This window comes from Mycetocola sp. Y442 (assembly GCF_056898615.1).
The window spans coordinates 676,432-694,110 of record NZ_JBXHBV010000003.1; the positions used below are offsets into that span (position 1 = coordinate 676,432).

The 17,679-nt window shown below is 65.6% G+C and carries 16 protein-coding genes; 8 read left to right on the top strand and 8 right to left on the bottom strand.

Features of this window, described 5'->3' with window-relative positions:
- Positions 1-166: 166 nt before the first annotated feature.
- Positions 167-1,135 carry a phosphodiesterase gene (locus tag AC1X6S_RS14735; protein WP_483406505.1) on the bottom strand — a complete coding sequence of 323 codons (969 nt, stop codon included), beginning with the start codon at positions 1,133-1,135 and terminating at the stop codon, positions 167-169.
- Positions 1,136-1,350: 215 nt separating this feature from the next.
- Between AC1X6S_RS14735 and AC1X6S_RS14740 the strand changes: the two genes are divergently transcribed.
- The 3 genes from AC1X6S_RS14740 to AC1X6S_RS14750 all read left to right on the top strand — a co-directional run bounded on the left by AC1X6S_RS14740 (position 1,351) and on the right by AC1X6S_RS14750 (position 4,818).
- Positions 1,351-2,829, top strand: a complete 1,479-nt coding sequence (locus tag AC1X6S_RS14740; protein ID WP_483406506.1) for a phytoene desaturase family protein — start codon at positions 1,351-1,353, stop codon at positions 2,827-2,829.
- Positions 2,826-3,269: an SRPBCC family protein gene (locus AC1X6S_RS14745; RefSeq protein WP_483406507.1), complete on the top strand. Its 444-nt coding sequence runs from the start codon at positions 2,826-2,828 to the stop codon at positions 3,267-3,269. Before AC1X6S_RS14740 ends, AC1X6S_RS14745 begins: the two co-directional genes overlap by 4 nt.
- Positions 3,270-3,456: 187 nt before the next feature.
- The gene (locus tag AC1X6S_RS14750; protein ID WP_483406508.1) at positions 3,457-4,818 is read left to right on the top strand and encodes an ABC transporter substrate-binding protein; all 1,362 of its coding nucleotides are present in this window, start codon (positions 3,457-3,459) and stop codon (positions 4,816-4,818) included.
- A 70-nt stretch (positions 4,819-4,888) separates the two neighbouring features.
- Here AC1X6S_RS14750 and AC1X6S_RS14755 read toward each other — a convergent pair whose 3' ends face one another.
- Both AC1X6S_RS14755 and AC1X6S_RS14760 read right to left on the bottom strand, forming a co-directional pair.
- Positions 4,889-5,845, bottom strand: coding sequence for a carbohydrate ABC transporter permease (locus tag AC1X6S_RS14755; RefSeq protein ID WP_483406509.1), 957 nt, complete (start codon positions 5,843-5,845; stop codon positions 4,889-4,891).
- Positions 5,842-6,768 (bottom strand): carbohydrate ABC transporter permease, encoded by a 927-nt coding sequence (locus AC1X6S_RS14760; protein WP_483406718.1) that lies wholly within the window; start codon positions 6,766-6,768, stop codon positions 5,842-5,844. Before AC1X6S_RS14760 ends, AC1X6S_RS14755 begins: the two co-directional genes overlap by 4 nt.
- 364 nt (positions 6,769-7,132) lie before the next feature.
- Here AC1X6S_RS14760 and AC1X6S_RS14765 point away from each other — a divergent pair, with 364 nt between their 5' ends.
- Complete coding sequence (locus AC1X6S_RS14765; protein ID WP_483406510.1) at positions 7,133-7,855, top strand: hypothetical protein; 723 nt, start codon at positions 7,133-7,135, stop codon at positions 7,853-7,855.
- Between the two features lie 43 nt (positions 7,856-7,898).
- Here AC1X6S_RS14765 and AC1X6S_RS14770 read toward each other — a convergent pair whose 3' ends face one another.
- The 3 genes from AC1X6S_RS14770 to AC1X6S_RS14780 form a co-directional block, all read right to left on the bottom strand.
- A complete protein-coding gene (locus AC1X6S_RS14770; RefSeq protein WP_483406511.1) occupies positions 7,899-10,940 on the bottom strand; it encodes an ATP-binding protein in 3,042 nt (1,013 codons plus the stop codon).
- Between the two features lie 37 nt (positions 10,941-10,977).
- Entirely contained in the window at positions 10,978-11,343 is a 366-nt protein-coding gene (locus AC1X6S_RS14775; RefSeq protein WP_483406512.1) for a hypothetical protein, read from the bottom strand.
- 107 nt (positions 11,344-11,450) lie between these two features.
- Positions 11,451-12,986, bottom strand: a complete 1,536-nt coding sequence (locus tag AC1X6S_RS14780; protein ID WP_483406513.1) for a class I SAM-dependent methyltransferase — start codon at positions 12,984-12,986, stop codon at positions 11,451-11,453.
- Positions 12,987-13,038: 52 nt separating this feature from the next.
- Between AC1X6S_RS14780 and AC1X6S_RS14785 the strand changes: the two genes are divergently transcribed.
- Together AC1X6S_RS14785 and AC1X6S_RS14790 are read left to right on the top strand one after the other, a co-directional pair.
- The gene (locus tag AC1X6S_RS14785) at positions 13,039-13,431 is read left to right on the top strand and encodes a YccF domain-containing protein (RefSeq protein ID WP_483406514.1); all 393 of its coding nucleotides are present in this window, start codon (positions 13,039-13,041) and stop codon (positions 13,429-13,431) included.
- Between the two features lie 223 nt (positions 13,432-13,654).
- Positions 13,655-15,802 carry a DEAD/DEAH box helicase gene (locus AC1X6S_RS14790; RefSeq protein WP_483406515.1) on the top strand — a complete coding sequence of 716 codons (2,148 nt, stop codon included), beginning with the start codon at positions 13,655-13,657 and terminating at the stop codon, positions 15,800-15,802.
- Here AC1X6S_RS14790 and AC1X6S_RS14795 read toward each other — a convergent pair.
- Complete coding sequence (locus AC1X6S_RS14795) at positions 15,780-16,322, bottom strand: 8-oxo-dGTP diphosphatase (RefSeq protein WP_483406516.1); 543 nt, start codon at positions 16,320-16,322, stop codon at positions 15,780-15,782. The two genes, AC1X6S_RS14790 and AC1X6S_RS14795, sit on opposite strands and share 23 nt — an antisense overlap.
- Before the next feature lie 52 nt (positions 16,323-16,374).
- Positions 16,375-16,755, bottom strand: a complete 381-nt coding sequence (locus tag AC1X6S_RS14800) for a TraR/DksA family transcriptional regulator (RefSeq protein ID WP_483406517.1) — start codon at positions 16,753-16,755, stop codon at positions 16,375-16,377.
- A gap of 137 nt (positions 16,756-16,892) precedes the next feature.
- On the opposite strand from AC1X6S_RS14800, the gene AC1X6S_RS14805 reads away from it, so the two are divergent.
- Both AC1X6S_RS14805 and AC1X6S_RS14810 read left to right on the top strand, forming a co-directional pair.
- Entirely contained in the window at positions 16,893-17,246 is a 354-nt protein-coding gene (locus AC1X6S_RS14805; protein ID WP_483406518.1) for a hypothetical protein, read from the top strand.
- 122 nt (positions 17,247-17,368) lie between these two features.
- Positions 17,369-17,659, top strand: a complete 291-nt coding sequence (locus AC1X6S_RS14810; RefSeq protein ID WP_483406519.1) for a GIY-YIG nuclease family protein — start codon at positions 17,369-17,371, stop codon at positions 17,657-17,659.
- Positions 17,660-17,679 lie beyond the last annotated feature (20 nt).

The following is a 17,679-nucleotide window of genomic DNA, read 5'->3' on the forward strand; positions in this document are numbered from 1 at the left end:
CCCGGCATCCGTTTGCGTCGACGACCAGCGGATGCCATTACTCCAGTCGCGCGAGGGCATCACTTGCGGTCGAGAACATCCCGCGCAACTGATGCGCTCGACCGGAACTGATGTTCTCGGCCCAGGCCTCGCGAGAGCACCCGGGAACGGGGCGGCCCCAGAAGAGCTAGACGAGTACCGGGATCGACTCCGTCGGCGGAGCGCTCCGGTGAACGGGCGTCGGAGCCGTGTGCGTCGGAACCGGCTCGCCCGCAATCGGCTCGGCGATGTGAACGCCGAGCACGTCCAGGCGCTTGGCGCTCTCCTGCGGATCGATGTAGTCGAGCGTGGGGAACGAACCGAGCGGCACAACCGAGTGCAGCACAGTGTTGGGATACACGTGCACGAGGTTGAACGCCCGAGCCCCGTCACGCCCGCGGGTCCCGCCGACCGGGACCGTGAGGTCCTGGGTGTAACAGGTGGCGGATGCCACGGAGACCGGGATGCCCGCAAAGGTCGCCATCGACGAGTAGTGCAGGTGACCGCCGAGGATGCTCCGAACGTCGGACCCCTCAAGCACCTCAGCAAGACCGCTCTGGTCGCGAAGCTCGACGCTCACGGCGAGGTCGAGCACACTCGGCACCGGCGGGTGATGCAACGCAAGGATCGTTCCGTCCGGCGCCGGCACCGAAAGCTCTTCCGCGAGCCAATCGAGCTGGTCGCTCGTCACTTCGCCGTGGTGATGCCCCGGTACTGAGGTGTCGAGCGTGATGACGCGAAGGCCGTTGACGTCGTACACCCGGTCAACGGGTCTCGACGTCGGCACCTCGTTGAACAGCCCGGCGCGGAAGGCTTCTCGTTTGTCGTGGTTTCCCATGACCCAGATGACCTGGGAACCGAGCCGGCTCGCCGCCGGATCCACGATGCGCCGGATGCGCTCGTAAGCGTCGGGCTCGCCCTTGTCGGCGAGATCCCCCGTGAAGATGATGGCCTCTGGACGACCCCCTGAGGCTTCGAGCTCTGTGAACACCTGCCTGAGGTGTTCTTCGCTGTCGACCGAGCCGTAAAGCCTGTTACCTCCGGCCAGAAGGTGAGTGTCACTGATGTGCAGAAGGAAGTGGTCCGGCCTCGGATACTCGGCCGTGCGCTCTATCACAATCCGTCCAATCGGGTTTGGCGGTGATGCCTCGTGGTGTCCACCCTAGGTGTTAACTGCCATTTGACCAGAACATTCCTAACGAAAGGTGAATGCGACACGGCAGGTGTCCCAACGGAAGGCAAATGTCGGAAGGCATGCGGAAATCGAATCGCTCCGCGCGCGTCCCCGTCAAGGGGTCGATCCTGAGAGTGGTCGCTGGCATACTGCGAAGGATGTCTGAGCCTGATGCAATCGTTGTCGGAGCGGGTCCGAACGGCCTCGCCGCCGCCGTCACACTGGCTCGAGCCGGTCTGTCCGTTCGCGTGTACGAACGCGCCGACACCATCGGCGGCGGGTCACGCACCTCGGAGGCGACCCTTCCAGGATTCCGCCACGACACCTGCTCCGCCGTGCACCCGATGGCCCTCGCCTCGGAATTCTTCTCCCGATTCGGGCTGACCGACCGCATCCCGTTTGCACTTCCCGAACTCTCCTACGCCCAGCCCCTCGACTCGGGACGCGCCGGCCTCGCCTGGCACTCCCTCGACCGCACCGTCGAGGACCTCGGACGTGACGGTGCCGCATGGCGGCAACTGTTCGAGCCACTCGTTTCGCACGGTTCCTCGGTTGCCGGCTTCGTCGGAAGCAGCCTTCTTCGCGTGCCGAAGCATCCGATCACCATGGCCAGGTTCGGGCTGCGCGCCCTGGAGCAGGGCAGCCCGCTGTGGAATGTGCGCTGGCACGACGATGCCGCCCCCGCACTGCTCACCGGTGTGCTCGCGCACGCGATCCGGCCGCTGCCGACCTTCGCGCCGACCGCCGCCGGGCTTGTGCTTGCCACCCTCGCCCACGCTGAAGGCTGGCCGGTCCCGATCGGTGGCAGTCAGTCGATCGTCGACGCGATGGCGGCGGATGTCACGGCGCACGGTGGCGAGATCGTCACCGGTTCCGAGGTCACCCACCTCCGCGAGCTGCCCCCAGCCAGGGCTGTACTGCTCGACACGAGCGCGCGCGGCCTCGTAAAGATCGCGGGGAACCGGCTGCCCGCCGGTTACGCCAGGCGGTTGGGCAAGTTCCGTTACGGCAACGCCGTCGCCAAGGTCGACTTCGCCCTCTCCGGGCCTGTGCCCTGGACCAACGAAACCCTGCGCGAGGCCGGCACACTGCACCTGGGCGGCACCCGCGAGGAGATCGCAGCCGCGGAGCACGATGTCGCCAGCGGACGGCATCCGTCGAACCCCTACGTCCTCGTGTCGCAGCCGAGCGTGTTCGATTCGACGCGAGCGCCCGAGGGCCAGCACACCCTGTGGGCGTACACACACGTTCCCGCCGGATCCACCGAGGACCGGACCGAGGCGATCACCAGGCAGATCGAACGGTTCGCGCCAGGTTTCCGCGACCTGATCCTCGCCAGCGCCCATAAGTCGGCCGTCGAGTACGAGTCGTACAACCCCAACTACGTCGGCGGCGACATCTCCGCCGGCGACGTTGACATGCTCCAGCTCGTCGCCCGTCCTACCCTCTCGCTGAACCCGTGGCGGACCCCTCTCGCCGGCTTGTATCTGTGTTCGTCGTCGACCCCACCGGGCCCGGGCGTGCACGGAATGCCCGGCTGGAACGCGGCACTGCTCGCCCTCCGCGACAGGTTCGGCATCACGACACCACCCTCACTCTCGCCCACACCAGACCAGCTACTCGGAAGGCAGCCATGAGCGTCAACTACCGACTCATCCACACGAGCCCTGAACGCGTCTTTGAGGTGCTTGCCAACGGATGGCTGTACCCGAGCTGGGTCGTCGGTGCGTCCCGGATGCGAGACGTCGATGACTCCTGGCCCAAAGAGGGCGCTCAGCTCTTCCACTCGTTCGGCGTCTGGCCCTGCCTCATCAACGACTCGACTTCGGTGCTGGAGTGGGATCCACCCCGGCACATGAAGGTTCGTGCCCGCGGCTGGCCGATCGGAGTGGCGCATGTCACCCTCGACGTGAAGCGTCGCGGGGAGGACTGTGTCGTGCGGATCACCGAAGACGCCGTCGAGGGCCCCGGCCGCCTCATCCCCGAACCCGTCCGACGGCTGATGCTGCACGCACGCAACAACGAAACGCTGCAGCGCCTCGCCTACCTCGCCGAGGGTGGCGCAACCGCCAACTGACGCGCGATCGCGGGAAGAGCGTCCCGCGCTGCCGAAAAGAGAAGCGAACCCGGAATCACGCGGATGCGCAAGCCCCTTGCTGGTCGTTAAGGCCGTCGATAACTTCAGCTGAGCAGCGATTTCGCTGGTGATTTCTCGGCACGGTGGCCGATCGCGGATGGCCTCGTGACTCAACGAAGGGAATTCGATGGTTCAGAGGCAGAAGCGGCTTATTGCGGTGACTGTGGCGGCATCCGTGCTCGTCCTGACGGGGTGCAGCGGGGGCGGCGGCGAAACGGCAGACGTATCATTCAGCGACAGCCCGTCCGGTGCCCTGGCGGCATGGGGATTCGACAACGCCGACGACGTCGGAACGTCGCGGCTCGAATACGCCGAGAAGCAGCTCTCGGATGTCGACATTGAGATCGACCAAACGGCATTCGACGCACAGAAGTTCACGACGAGGGTCGCCAGCGGAAATGTCCCGGACGTGGTGCAGATGGATCGCCAATTCGTCGGCACGTATGCGGCGCAAGGGCTCATCACACCTCTCGACGAGTGCTTCGCCACGCACGGCGTCGACCCTGACGAGCAGTACTACGAGTCGGTCGTGGATGACGTTGAGTGGGACGACAAAGTGTGGGGAGTCCCCCAGTTCTATCAGCCACCGGCAATCATCCTGAACAAACGCGTCATGGACGCAGCAGGCGTCACCCCTGACCAGATCGACACGTCAAAGCCCGATGTCCTCCTCGGGGCCATTGGCATGATGTACACCGCATCGGGTGGGAACCCGACCGTCCTCGGCTTCGACTCCGTCGGTGTCAACCAGGCCGGTTTATGGCTCCTCGGCTTCGGCGGCGAGATTATGGATGACGAGGGCGTGCCGGCTCTCGATTCACCCGAGAATGCCCGGGCGCTCGACTTCCTCAAGCAACTGTTCGACGCCCAGGGCGGATATGCGAAATACCGGAGCTTCACGGACTCCTTCGATGCGTTCGGCGACAACAACCCCTACGTTGCTGATCAGGTCGGCGCTCAGGTGAACGCGCAGTGGTACGTGAACGTCCTGAGCCCGTACGTGGACGAGGTCCAGATCGAGGCTGTCCCGTTCAAGAACATCGAGGGTGAGCCGTTCTCGGTCGCCAGCGGTACCGCGTTCGTGATCCCTGTGGGGGCGAAGAATGCGGATGCCGCCTGCGCCTGGGCGCTGGAACTCACCTCCCAGGATGCGTGGCTGGCTGCGGGAGAGGCGCGCGCGGCGACGATCTCCGAGAGCCCGGGAGCGATCAACACCGGCCTGTTCACCGGATCGCCGGCGGCCGATGAGGCGATTCGCGACCAGTTCGTCAAGGAGAGCGGAAACGCCGGCTTCGACCAGACGATCGCCACGTTCTACGAGGTCGTCGGAGAAGGTGAGTCCTACGGCGCTTCCGCTGCGGGGCAGGAGATCCAGACCGAATTGAAGAACGCGGTCACGTCGGCGCTGCTGGGTGACAAGTCGTCTGAGGATGCTCTCGCCGACGCTCAGGACGCGGCGATGCGGGCATACGACAAGGTCGTGAAGTAACGTCTGACGCGACTCACACAGAACGGGCAACCCTGCTGGGTTGCCCGTTCTGTGTGAGGGAGGCGAAAGTTCAGCCTTTTCGCCCCTGCGTCGCCACCCCCTCGATGAAGTAACGCTGGCCGAAGGCGAAGATCAACAGCATGGGCAGGGTGATGATGAGCGATGCCACCATCACGTACTGGTAATCGCCGTGGCCGCCGGCGGTGGGGCTGTACTTCGTCATCGCGTACGCGATCCCGAGCGGTGCGGTGAATCCCTCGACCGAACCCGCGTTGAGGTAGATGAGCGACGCCTGAAGGTTGTTCCAGCTGGCCTGGAACTCGAAGACGAAGACGATGATGAATGACGGGATCGACAGCGGCATCGCGATGCGGCGGAAGAGCCCCCAGTAACTGCAGCCGTCGATGCGGGCGGCCTCGAACAGCTCGCGCGGGAGCCCGAGGAAGAACTGCCTCTGCAGGAAAATGTAGAACGCAGACCCGAAGAGGTTCGCTCCCCAGAGCGGCACCCACGTTCCGATCAGGCCCAGTTCCTTCCAGATGAGGTACTGGGGGATCATCGTGACGGCACCCGGCAACATCATCGTCGCGAGGACAAGCCCGAACAGCAGGTTGCGCGCCGGGAACTTGAAGTAGGCAAAGCCGAACGCCACAACCGAACTCGAAATGGCAACCGCCAGAGCCGCGAGCAGGGCGATCGAAAGGCTGTTGAACATCCAGCTGACCAGGGGTAACTGGTCCCAGACCTCGACGTAGTTCTCAGGAACCCAAGTGCGCGGGATAAGCGAGTTGTCGAAAACCTGCCCGCGTGGCTTGAGGCTCGCCGCGAGTAGCCAGACGAATGGATACATGAACAACAGCCCAAAGCCGATGAGTGCGATCCAGAGAACTACCCTGCCGAGGACACTCTTCGGTTTGTACCAACGGTCGACCTTCGGACCGTTTCGGGGAGTGCCGGCAACCGTCTGCTCCCCGATCACCTGGCCCTTGAGCCTGACGGCGTCCGGCGATGACTCAGTCACGCTCATGTGTGGTCATCTCCCTCGTAGTACACGAACCGGTTGCCGAACTTCATCTGAATAAAGGTGATCAGCATGATGATCATGAACAACAGCCATGCCATCGCAGCGGCGAACCCGAAATCGAACTGCCGAAACGCCTGCTGGAACAGGTAAACCGCGTAAAACAAGGACGACTCCGGTGACGCGTTGGACTGGTCACGCCAGAACAGGAGATATGCCTGGTCGAACACCTGAAACGCCCCGATCGTCAGCACGATCACGTTGAAAAAGATCGCGCTCGAGATCATCGGCACGGTGATCGAGAAGAACTTCCGCACCGGCCCGGCCCCGTCGAGCGACGCCACCTCGTACAGGTCTCGGGGCACGCTCTTCAAGGCAGCCAGAAAGATCACCATTGTTCCGCTGACCGTCCACAGCGTCATCAACACAATCGACGGTTTCACCCACGCCGGGTCGACGAGCCACTGCGGGCCTTCGATGCCGAGGAGGCCGAGTCCCTGGTTAATGGCGCCCGAGTTGCCGTTGAGGAGCAGGAGAAAGACGGATGCCGTCGCGACTGTCGGGGTCATTTTGGGCAGGTAGTAGACGGTGCGGAAAAAGCCTGCGCCCCTTCCGACGCGCGCCAGCAGCATCGCCAGAAACAACGCGAACGCAATTTCCAGCGGGACGGCCATGAGCGCGTAGACGAGGGTATTGCCCAGAGCGAGACCGACCTTCGGGTCCTCGAAGAGCTGGGCGTAATTTGCGAACCCAACGGGGGTCGAGCTGTTCGCCGCGAGGTTGTAATCACTGAAGGAGATGATGAGGCTGTAGACCATCGCACCGAGGGTGAAGATCAGAAACCCGATCACCCATGGAGCGATAAAGAGATAGCCGGCGATGGCTTCGCGGCGGTTGTAGGTTCGCTTGGGCGCCCGGCGAGGGCGCACGCGTCGAGCGCCTGCCTTCGTGTCACGGCCCTCTGCGTGGCCGACGACGCTGGTCACGAACGGTCCCGTGTCCGAAACGCCCTGAAGATTCGTCTGTTCATGCTTCTTCTCTGTGTCAGGTTCAGGACAGTGCTGAAAAAACCGAGCTGAAAACCACGCCCTTGTTGCGGCGCCATTACAACGGGACTCTAGAAGCGAACGGAGAACTCGGCAAGACATTCTCAGCAGAATTAATCCGGCTATCATGCCACCGGCGAGGTACCGATGATCCGGCGAGAGGGTTGACCATCCTCCCTTCTGGCCAGATCGGGACTGTGACATAGTGTGCTCGACCTTCGATCAGGTCTCTCGGGCAGGAGTACTCATGACCACGCAACACTCACAGCGGGTCGGCCTGCTGCATACAGATCCCGCCCTCGCAGCGTCCTTCTCTTCAGCACTCCGCGACGCTCATCCCACTGTCGAATCAGTCCATATTGTGGATGCAGGGCTGCTCGACCCGGATCCCGCCGGAGGGGTGACACAGGAACTCACCAACCGCGTCGCTGCCCACATCAGGCACCTCGAAGCATCCGGCGCCCTGGCTATTCTCGTTACCTGCACATCGACCGCCGAGGTTGCGGAGCAGGTCAACTCGACGGTTCCCGTTGTTCGGGTCGACGCGGCGATGGCCGAACAGGCCGTGGCGATCGCGACCGAAGCGGCCCGCCGCGAAGACCGCACTGGGCACATCGAAGTACTCGTAACCCGCCCGTCCACCGTCGGGCCAACCGGCCGCCTGCTCGAACGGTTCGCGGCCGCTCACCCCGACGTGACCGTCGACGTCACCGTCGTCGATGGCGCCGCCGACGCACAGGAACAGGGTGACATCGCGGGGCACAACGCCCTGGTCAGGGACGCAGCGATCGAATTCGCGGCCCGCTCAGATGTTCTCGTTCTCGCCCAGGCGTCGATGGCTGAGGCGCTTCACGGCGTTGACCTTCCGACCCGCGTGCTCACCTCACCCAACGGGGGAGTGCGGGCATTGCTCGCGGCACTCAGACTGCACGGTTCACCCACGCACGCGGCAGCACCGCCGGATGCCTAACCGCCGGATGCATAGAGCACCCACTGAGCTTGTGAGTCGCCTGTCAGGCGGACTCGCGCGCCAGAAACGCGGCCTCGGTACGGCTGGAGGCGCCGAGTTTCCGCAGGATCGCTGAGACGTGGACGCTCGCCGTCTTGGCGCTGATGAAGAGCCGCTCGCCGATTTGACGGTTGGTCAGGCCCTGCCCGAGCAGGTCGAGGACCTGACGCTCGCGAAGCGTCAGTTCCGTCGCGTTCGTCGTTCGCCTGTTCGGTGCCTCGTCGAGGGTGAGTCCCGCGCGCTCGGCGACACCGACAGCGGTGCGCCCGACAAGACCGGCACCGAGCAGCTCAGCGCCGCGAACCGCGTCACGGAGGGCGACAACAGCTTCGTGACGTTCACCGGCCTCGACGAGCGCCTGCCCGAGACGAAGGGCCGTGTACGACGGCAGGTGGGCCTGCGCAGCCGGGTCGGAGGCCACGACTTCCGCCGCACGCTTCCACGCGCCAGGATCATCACCCATCCCTCGCGCCCCGGAGAGTTCAGCGTCAAAGATCGTCGACCAGAGGGATGCCGTTGGCCACCAGTCCACCCGACCGACCAGCGCCCGGAGTCGGTTCTCCAGGGCACCGTCTGACACAGGAGATTCACCAGCACGCCTGAGGGCGGCGAGCGTGCGGCCGGCCGTTGCCAGCAACGGAAGTTCATACCCGGCGACGGGCGTGTGGTCGCCGTCGAAGAGGACATCCATCTCGTCCCACGCCTCGGCCACCGCGCCGCGGGCAAGGTGAAGCTCCGCTGCGACTCGCGGAAAACTGAGCCTGACCTGCATCTCGGACTCACCGAGTTCACGCGCGTGCGCCCGAGCACTGCGGTATAGCCGGTACGCCGCGTCGGTCTCGCCCCGCCAGGTCAGCAGGAACATCCGCGCGCGGTTGAGGTAGGCGTTGAACGTCGGCGACGGCAGGAGGCGGACGGCGCTGTCGATGTACTGGTCGGCCCGTTCCCACTGTCCGAGGGCGATGAGGGGATCGACGGCGTTCGATTTGAGGATGATGCCCGAACTGCGTTCGACGCCCAGTTCGCGGGCGCGCTGGATGCCCAGTTCAGCGATACTCACCGCCTCCGAGTAGTGCCCGAGGAGGTATTCGCTGTCGGAGGCATTGACCCGGTAACGCAAACGCGCACTTGTCTCGTTCTGCGAGAGCGCCAGCGCCTCGTCGAGATGCGCACGTCCCTCCTCGAATCGACCGACGTTGATCTCGGTCGTACCGAGGATGTTCGAGGCGATCGATGCGTGCCGGTCTGAGCCGGCATCCGTTGCTTCGCGGAGCCCTTCACGGGCTGTTTCGATTGCTTCGTCCATGCGTGCCGCGAGCATCAGTCGACCGGCGAGCGCGGTGAGAAGTGCCGATCGCAATTCACCGGCGCTCATCGGGGCGCGCGCGAGTCCGGTTGTGCCCGCCATTCCGGTCGCGCCTGGCGGCACCAGTTCGAGGGCTTCCCTGAGCAACGGAATCGAACCCGGCTTGCCGGTATTGCCGAGGTACAGCGCCTTGTCCCTGAGCAACCGCGCGTAGCGGAGGCTCTCGGTGCGGGGACTCTCCTCGAGTGCGACGTTAATCATCGCGAGCGAGCGCTCACCCTCCCCGGCGTTGCGAAGAGCGGATGCCGTCTGCGCGAGGAGATCGATCTTCTGGCGTCCGGCGACCTTCTCCGCGTCAGGAATTTGGTCCCACAGCTCGAGAGCCCGCTCGCCCATCTGCGCCGCCGTGCCGTAGGCGTGGGTCGCCCGAGCTTCGGTCATCGCGTCGAGCGTCGCGGGGAAGGCACGCTGCGTGTCGTGGGCAGCCAGCCAGTGATAGGAGATCTCTGCCGCGACGCGTCGTTCACCCGACAGCGCCTCGAGGGCTTCGGCGAACCGGGTATGGAATCTGGTCCGCTCGCCCGGCAGCAGGTCCGTGTGAATGGCCTCGCGGACCAGGGCGTGCCTGAACGCGTAACTGAGTTCATCGGCCACGAGGATGTTGGCGATCATCGCTTCCCTGGCCGCGGCATCCAATTGCTCGGGCTCGCCGGAAAACACCGCCGACAGCAGGTCGTGATCGACACGCACGCCCCCGGCGGAGATCAGGCGCAGCAGGTGTTGCGACTCGTCGCTGAGTCGTTCATAACGGGCGAGGAGGAGCTCGCGCAGGGTCCAGGGCAACTCGCCTTCACCCGTCGACCCGAAGCCGACGAGCTCTTCGACGAAGAACGGCACTCCCTCACTGCGTGCGTAGACGCTGTCGAACGCCTCGTCGTCGGGTTCGGATCCGAGAATCGCGGCCACCTGCCTGCGCACTTCCTCCTTCGTGAGCCGAGCAAGTTCGACCCGGGTCACGCTGCGGCTTCTGTCGAGTTCGCTGAGGAGCGAACGCAGCGGATGCCCGCGACCCACGTCTTCGGAGCGGAAGCTGAGCACAACGAGAATGCGGCCACGGCCGAGAACCCGGAGCAGGAAACGAAGGAGGTCAAGGGTGCCTTCATCCGCCCAGTGCAGGTCTTCGATCGCGATGACGAGGGGAGTCCGCCGTGACACAGTCTCGACGAGCGTGGCCACCGTGTCGTGCAGTCGATTGAGGGCGGCACCCGCCGGATCGGCGCGTTGGGCGCCAAGTTCGGGCAGGAGAGCGGTGAGGGCCTCTGCCCCCGGACCACTCGCCTCGAGCACTGCCTCTACACCAAGCTCGGCAACCAGGCCGCGGAGGACACTCTGGATGGGAGAGTACGGGGCGCCGACAGCACCGAGGTCGACGCTCTGCCCGGTAAGCACAAGTGCGTCGACGGATGCGAGACCCAGAAACTCCTCGATCAGGCGGGTTTTGCCGATCCCGGCTTCGCCCGAGATGACGACACCCTGCGGGCGGCCGGTGAGGACCTGGTCAAAGACCGCGTGCAGTTGCGCAAGTTCGGACTCACGCCCGATCATGGCTGGACTTGACGCCGGTGACCTCACCTGTTCATCGTGCCACGACGCACTGACACGCGTCGAGGCACCCGAACCGGCCGAAGCGGAGTTGGTGGATGGCACCCGGGCGAGGACGTCGACCGCCGGCGTCGTCACGATCGCAGTCGCCGTCGCCGTCGCCGTCACAGTGCCGTCATCGCGGCGAGCCGGCCATCACCGGCATCCGCTCATCGTCGCGTTCCGCTGAACTCTCCGTGCCGACGCTCGTGACCGACGGCGCCGCCTCGACGCGAGCCGGCGGCAGCACGGGCTCGGGGTTCGCGGATGATCCCTGAGCGGGGCGGATCCATTCGGGCCCTCCTGCCGCGGTGTCCTCGCGGAACAGGAACCGGGCGAAGCGGGCGAGCATCGACGGGCGGACGGCGCCGACTGCCCCGGCGTCACCGCGGGATTCACCCGCACGCTCCTCGGCCACGCGGCGGAACTCCAGTTGCCGCCTGAGCTCCTCCTCGGAATAGCGGAGCAGAAGTTCCGTTCCGTATTCGCCTGAGATCTGCATGGTGTCCTCCTGAGATTGATGACTCCATCGTGTTCTCTAAGGGGGGCGAGCAGTATCGGGCGAATGCCTTATCTCTTGTGCCCGCTGCGGCTACTCAGCGTCATCGACTACTCAGTCTCATCGACGGGGACGAGGAACCCGTCGTCGATAAGGCCGCGGACGCGCGGCATCAGTTCCGCAAGCAATTCGGCGACATCGACCTCGAGCAACTGCGCGATGGCCGCGGTCACAGCACCAATTGTCAGGTCACCGTCGCTCGCGCCGACGAGGGCGGACAAAGCGGTATCCATCCGGATCGTTCGCCCGAAACCGCTGCCCTGTCGCAGCATCATCGCGGTGGGGTCTTCGTCTCCCGGCCAGTAGTGGCGTTCCTCGGTCACGTCAGGCGCGGCAGTGACGTGCGACAGGGCCAGCTCTTCGTCGTCGCGGACCTTCTGCCAGTCGTGCGCGGCGAGCACAGACGCGAGGTGCACGCCAAGGCCTGACTCATTGGTGCCGAGCGAACCGTGCAACCGTTCAAGTCGCCGCAGTGATGGGTCGCCCGCCAGTGGCATCCGCAGTGTGATGTATCCGAACCCAACAGCGGTGACCCGGCGCGCCTCAAAGTCATCGAGCCAGGCGTTGTACAACCGGTCGAAGTCCGGTGTGCCCGACTTCGTTCCGCCGTCGCGGATCCAGGTCTCGGCGTACTGCGCCGGATCCTGGGTGTCGCGCTCGATGATCCAGGCATCGAGGCCGGTGCCGTCGATCCAGCCACCGACGCGCCTGAAGGCATCCTGCCCGACGCGATACTCCCAGTTGCCGAGGAGCTGAGCAACGCCGCCGGGGGTGAGGTGTGCGGCGGCACCGCGGAGAACGGCCTCGACGAGAGCGTCGCCCTCCATACCGCCGTCGCGGTACTCGTAGGCAGGAACACCGTCGGCCCTCGGGGTGATCACAAACGGGGGATTCGACACGATCTGGTCGAATCGCTCTCCGCGCACGGGTTCGAACAGGCTCCCGAGCCGGAACTCGATGTTGTGGATCGAATTGAGTTCCGCGTTGAGGGCGGCGAGCTCGAGCGCCCGAGCCGAGATGTCCGTCGCGACCACGTGCGTGGCGTGGCGGGCGGCGTGCATGGCCTGGATGCCGCAACCGGTACCCAGGTCGAGCACCCGTCCGACGGGGGTCTGCATCATCAGCCCGCTGAGCGTCGTCGATGCACCGCCGACACCGAGCACGTGTTCTTCGCCGAGGGGACGCCCGAGCACCAGTTCGCCGAGGTCGGATGCGATCCACCAGCTGCCCGCGCCGTGGGCGTCGACGAAGCTGTACGGCCTCAGGTCGATCAGCGGCCTGGCCTCGGTGCCCGTGACGTCGACCAGCCCGAGCTCGACAGCGCCATCGGCGCCGAGATTCGGCAGAGCAGCGACCAGGTCATCGTGCGTGACGGGCAGTCCGAGCACGAACAGGGTTGCGAGCGTGGCGGATGCCTCCGGCGCTGCATCCCTGCGCCTCGCCGCGAGCGCGCGGAGCGCCGGCACCCTCTCATTGCGGTGGAGCGCGGCATCCGCTTCGGCTCCCCAGAGCTCTGTGAGTGTCGTCACCGTGAAGCGGGCGGATTCGAGGTCTAACCGGAGGAGTTGCACGAGCGCTGAAGTCACGGTTACCAGTGTGTCACCGACGCTCAGGGTCGGCTGTCAGACTGAGCGCACTATGAAGACACTTCTGAACATCATCTGGGTGGTGCTGTCGGGTTTCTGGCTGTTCCTCGGCTATATGCTCGCCGCGGCAATCATGTGCATTTTCATCGTCACCATCCCCTGGGGGATCGCCGCTGCCCGGATCGGCCTCTACGCACTCTGGCCGTTCGGCAAGGAAGTGGTCGACAAGCCAACGGCCGGTGTTGGCTCGACGATCGGCAACGTGGTCTGGGTGCTGCTCGCCGGCTGGTGGATCGCGCTCGAACACATCGTCAGCGGTGTTCTGTTGTGCGTCACCATCATCGGGATCCCGTTCGGCTGGGCCAACTTCAAGATGGTGCCCGTCGCGCTTCTCCCGCTCGGCAAGCAGATCGTCGATTCGTCAGAGCGGATGCCGCGGCGCTGATCGGACCCGGCCCCGCCCTTCCGCCCACTCGAGCGCTGCAGACCGCCCCACCCGAGCGAGCGCTGCAGTTGCATGCTCGCGCTGCAGTTGCATGCTCGCGCTGCAGAAGCTTCTGCAGCCTGGACATGGATGTGCAGCGCTCGGCGCCAGCGCCCGCAGGCCCGCGCTCTCGCACACCCCGGGCACGCACAGGGCTGTCAGCCGCACCTGCGAAGCTGGGGTCATGACGAATACCCGTGCCGACGCCCTCGAAATCCTGCGAACGTTGGTCGGTTCCCCCGACGCTGACTTCCACGAGGGGCAGTACGAGGCCATCGCCACTCTCGTCGATGAGCGCCGTCGTGCCCTCGTGGTGCAGCGCACGGGCTGGGGCAAGTCGGCTGTGTATTTCGTCGCAACCCTTCTGCTCCGCCGTCAGGGCGCCGGGCCAACCCTCCTCGTGTCCCCGCTGCTCGCCCTCATGCGCGACCAGGTCGAAGCGGCAGCGCGCGCCGGTGTCCGTGCCGTCGCCATCAACTCGGCCAACCCGCACGAGTGGGGCGATGTTCTGCAGAAGCTTGAGCGCGACGAGGTCGACGTGTTGCTCGTCTCGCCCGAGCGCCTCAACAACCCGCGTTTCCGCGAAGAGCAGCTGCCCAGCCTCGTGAAGCGCACCGGCCTCCTCGTCGTCGACGAGGCCCACTGCATCTCCGACTGGGGCCACGACTTCCGCCCCGACTACCGTCGCCTGCGCGACCTCATCGCCGAGATGCCGACGGGCGTCCCCGTGCTCGCCACAACCGCGACCGCCAACTCCCGCGTCGTCACCGACGTCGCCGAGCAACTCGAATCTGCCGGCCACACCGAGGTCGTGACGATCCGAGGCCCGCTCGCCAGGGCATCCCTGCGACTCGGCGTGCTCCGCCTGCCCGACGCCGGCACGCGGCTCGCCTGGCTGCTCACCCACCTCGGTGACCTGCCCGGCTCAGGCATCATCTACGCGCTCACCGTGTCTGCAGCCGACGACACCGCCCGGCTCCTCCGTGAGGCTGGCCACGAGGTGCAGGCATACACCGGGCGAACGGATGCCGGCGACCGCGAAGGCCTGGAACAAGCGCTCAAGAACAACCAGGTCAAGGCGCTCGTCGCGACGAGCGCCCTCGGCATGGGGTTCGACAAGCCCGACCTGGGGTTTGTGATCCACCTCGGCGCTCCGTCGTCGCCTGTTGCGTACTACCAGCAGGTCGGTCGCGCCGGGCGCGCCGCAATGATCGACGGCAAACGGGCCAGCGCAGACGTGCTGCTGCTGCCCGGCACCGAAGACGAAGCGATCTGGCAGTATTTCGCCACCTCGTCGATGCCCGACGAGGCGAAGGCCACGGCGGTCATCGACGAGCTCGCGTTCAACGGTGCTCCGCTGTCGACCCCCGCGCTCGAAGCTCGGGTCAACCTCAAGCGCAGCCCGCTCGAGCTTCTACTCAAGGTGCTCGACGTCGATGGCGCCGTGCAGCGGGTCACCGGCGGCTGGGTCGCAACCGGTCAGCCCTGGGTCTACGACGCCGAGCGATACGCCCGCATCGCCGCGGCGCGCGTGGCCGAACAGAACTCGATGATCGAGTACGAGCGCACCACCGGGTGCCGGATGGAGTTCCTCCAGCGTGCCCTCGATGACGATACAGCTGTGCCGTGCGGTCGCTGCGACAACTGTGCAGCGGCAGCGGGGGAGGCCGCCTGGTACCCAACCGATATCCGGGAGGACGCATCAGGGCAGGCCTCGCAGTCCCTCAACCGCGTCGGGGTCGTCATCGAACCGCGGGCCCAGTGGCCAACGGGCGCGGATCAGCTCGGCGTGCCTGTGAAGGGCAAGATCGCGCCGGCGGACCGGGTAGAGCCAGGCCGCGCCCTCGCGCGGCTTACCGACCTGGGTTGGGGCGGCACCCTCCGCGACCTCTTTGCCGCTGGCGGCACCGATGCACCGGCGAGCCGTGCCATGGTCGACGCCTGCATTCGGGTGCTGAGCCAGTGGGACTGGGACGAACGCCCGGCGGCGGTCATCAGCATGCCGTCCCGCCGACGCCCTCTCCTGGTGGACTCGGTGGCGCGCGCCCTCTCCGATGTCGGCCGGCTGCCGTACCTCGGCGCGCTCGAGCTGGCAAACGGGGGACCATCGGGCGAACCCGGGGGCAACAGCGCCTACCGGTTGTCGAGCGTGTGGGACCGTTTCAGCGTCGGGCCGGAACTGGTAACCGCTCTGAACGGTTACGCTGGTCGCCCTGTGCTGCTGGTTGACGACCTCACCGACAGCCGGTGGACGATCACCGTCGCTGGCCGCGTGCTGCGGCAGGCGGGAGCATCCGCCGTTCTTCCGTTTACGCTCGCGATCCAGGCGTAGCGGCACCCGCCGGGAGCGGACCGTCCGACTCGATCACCGTCGACAGATCGGCGCCGAACACGAACCTCCGCTCGATGACGTCGCCAGAATCAGGTGAGGCGAGCACTCCCGGCAGCCAGTACCTGGCGTCATCCCACATCCGATCGAACGGGATCGCGTCGACCGGACGCCAACCGAGAAGCAGCTCGTCGGACTCGACAATGTCGCCCTGCCACGATCGCGTGGCGAAGACCCACGAGATCTGGCTCCACGCCTCACGCGTCGGAAACTCGTACCTGATGCGACCGAGCAACACGAGATCGTCTTCGAGAACCCGAAGTCCCGACTCCTCGAAGACCTCGCGGACCGCCGCCTGCGCGGGCGTCTCGCCCGGCTCGAGCTTGCCGCCGGGGCCAACGAGCTTGCCAAGGCCAAGGCCCTTCTTCTTTTCACCGAGCAGGACCCGGTAACCGTCTTCGTCGGTTTCATCGAGGATGTAACAGACGCAGACTTCGGGCAAGTCAGCGGGGTTCTCGGTCATACGGCGAGGTTACGTGCCGGGTGCATCGACGGCCAACTCAGGGCAGGTAACCCTATCGACCGGTTTCAGCGAGCCGCGCGCACTCGATGCACAGCTCAGCGACCGGGCGGGCATCGAGTCTGGCCCGACCGATCGGCTTGCCGCAGCGGGTGCAAATTCCGTAGCTGCGGTCATCGACTCGGGCGAGCGCACGATCGAGGTCCTTGAGCTGGCGCACCGCGTCGTCCTGCAGCCCGGTCAGGCGCGACCACTCGGCGGTAAGAGTTGGCCCCTCAGGGTCGTGTTCGTCGTCCTGTTCGCCGTCACGCGCGTCGCGTACTTCGGTGAGGGATGCCGCCACGTGCTCCTGCTGGGCGAGGAGTTCTGCGCGTTCAGCCTCGAGGGTCTCGCGGAAGTGCCGCAGTGTGCTGCTCGCGAGCGGTTTCTGGTCCATGCCCCATCGTCGCACGGCCGTGGTGGATTCCACCGGGACCGGCACGCGGCATCCATTATTTGGCACCTGAGAATCCTCGCGTACCCTTTAAACCGGGCTCACAAAACACCCAACGTCGAACAAGCGAAGGAGGCGCGATGACCATGGCCAGGATGGACCTCGACGAGTTGCGCCGCTATGCCCGGTATGAACTCGACGTTCTCATCGAGCACCGCTGCCGTGCCGGTGAAGACCCATACGACTTTATCCACGACCTTCCAACGGTCGACGAACTCGTTGTCTTCGAGCTGCGGGCCGACGCACTGGACGCGAGCGGGATGACCGCGCAATATGCGATGGCGAAGCACGCTGCACGAAGCGATCTGGCGGATGCCGCTGTCCACCGCAAGAATATAGCTCAACTGGAATATGAACTATTGCGAAGCATCGCGCTCGAGCATCCCGACCTCACGCGCACCGTTTGGACCCTGCTGGACTCCGTCAGCGAGTAATCGTCCGACCGGCCGTGTCGCCCATCGTCGTCTGGTCCTCCACAGGCAGGGAGAGACCTGTGGCACCCGACAGCACCCGGTAATCCGGTCTGCTCGCTCCTCGTCGGCCGCACTCTTGGTCGATGCCGTACGTGTACATCCTTCGTCGCGCCGACGGTGCCTTCCTCACCGGGAGCACCTGGAACCTCTCGCACCGCTTGTGGCAGCACGGCATCGGAGCGGATGACGACGGTGCAGCGACATCGCTGGCACTCGTTTATGTCGAGTGGCACGAACGGATCGATGAGGCCTACTACCGTGAGCGGCAGATTCACGGCTGGAAGCACTGGCAAAAGTACGCGCTGATCGAGGCGGACGGCGACGGCGAGCGACCCGCGCATTTGGGGCAGGGTCCGCCGTCTCCCGCGCGCTGAAAGCATCCCCCCAGCGTCCA

Excerpts from the sequence above, each read along its gene's own strand:
- AC1X6S_RS14765 (WP_483406510.1), top strand. The coding sequence starts at position 7,133 with ATGACCACGCAACACTCACAGCGGGTCGGCCTGCTGCATACAGATCCC.
- AC1X6S_RS14785 (WP_483406514.1), top strand. The coding sequence starts at position 13,039 with ATGAAGACACTTCTGAACATCATCTGGGTGGTGCTGTCGGGTTTCTGG.
- AC1X6S_RS14755 (WP_483406509.1), bottom strand. The coding sequence starts at position 5,845 with ATGAGCGTGACTGAGTCATCGCCGGACGCCGTCAGGCTCAAGGGCCAG.
- AC1X6S_RS14800 (WP_483406517.1), bottom strand. The coding sequence starts at position 16,755 with ATGGACCAGAAACCGCTCGCGAGCAGCACACTGCGGCACTTCCGCGAG.
- AC1X6S_RS14750 (WP_483406508.1), top strand. The coding sequence starts at position 3,457 with ATGGTTCAGAGGCAGAAGCGGCTTATTGCGGTGACTGTGGCGGCATCC.
- AC1X6S_RS14745 (WP_483406507.1), top strand. The coding sequence starts at position 2,826 with ATGAGCGTCAACTACCGACTCATCCACACGAGCCCTGAACGCGTCTTT.
- AC1X6S_RS14790 (WP_483406515.1), top strand. The coding sequence starts at position 13,655 with ATGACGAATACCCGTGCCGACGCCCTCGAAATCCTGCGAACGTTGGTC.
- AC1X6S_RS14805 (WP_483406518.1), top strand. The coding sequence starts at position 16,893 with ATGACCATGGCCAGGATGGACCTCGACGAGTTGCGCCGCTATGCCCGG.
- AC1X6S_RS14740 (WP_483406506.1), top strand. The coding sequence starts at position 1,351 with ATGTCTGAGCCTGATGCAATCGTTGTCGGAGCGGGTCCGAACGGCCTC.
- AC1X6S_RS14775 (WP_483406512.1), bottom strand. The coding sequence starts at position 11,343 with ATGCAGATCTCAGGCGAATACGGAACGGAACTTCTGCTCCGCTATTCC.
- AC1X6S_RS14795 (WP_483406516.1), bottom strand. The coding sequence starts at position 16,322 with ATGACCGAGAACCCCGCTGACTTGCCCGAAGTCTGCGTCTGTTACATC.
- AC1X6S_RS14810 (WP_483406519.1), top strand. The coding sequence starts at position 17,369 with ATGCCGTACGTGTACATCCTTCGTCGCGCCGACGGTGCCTTCCTCACC.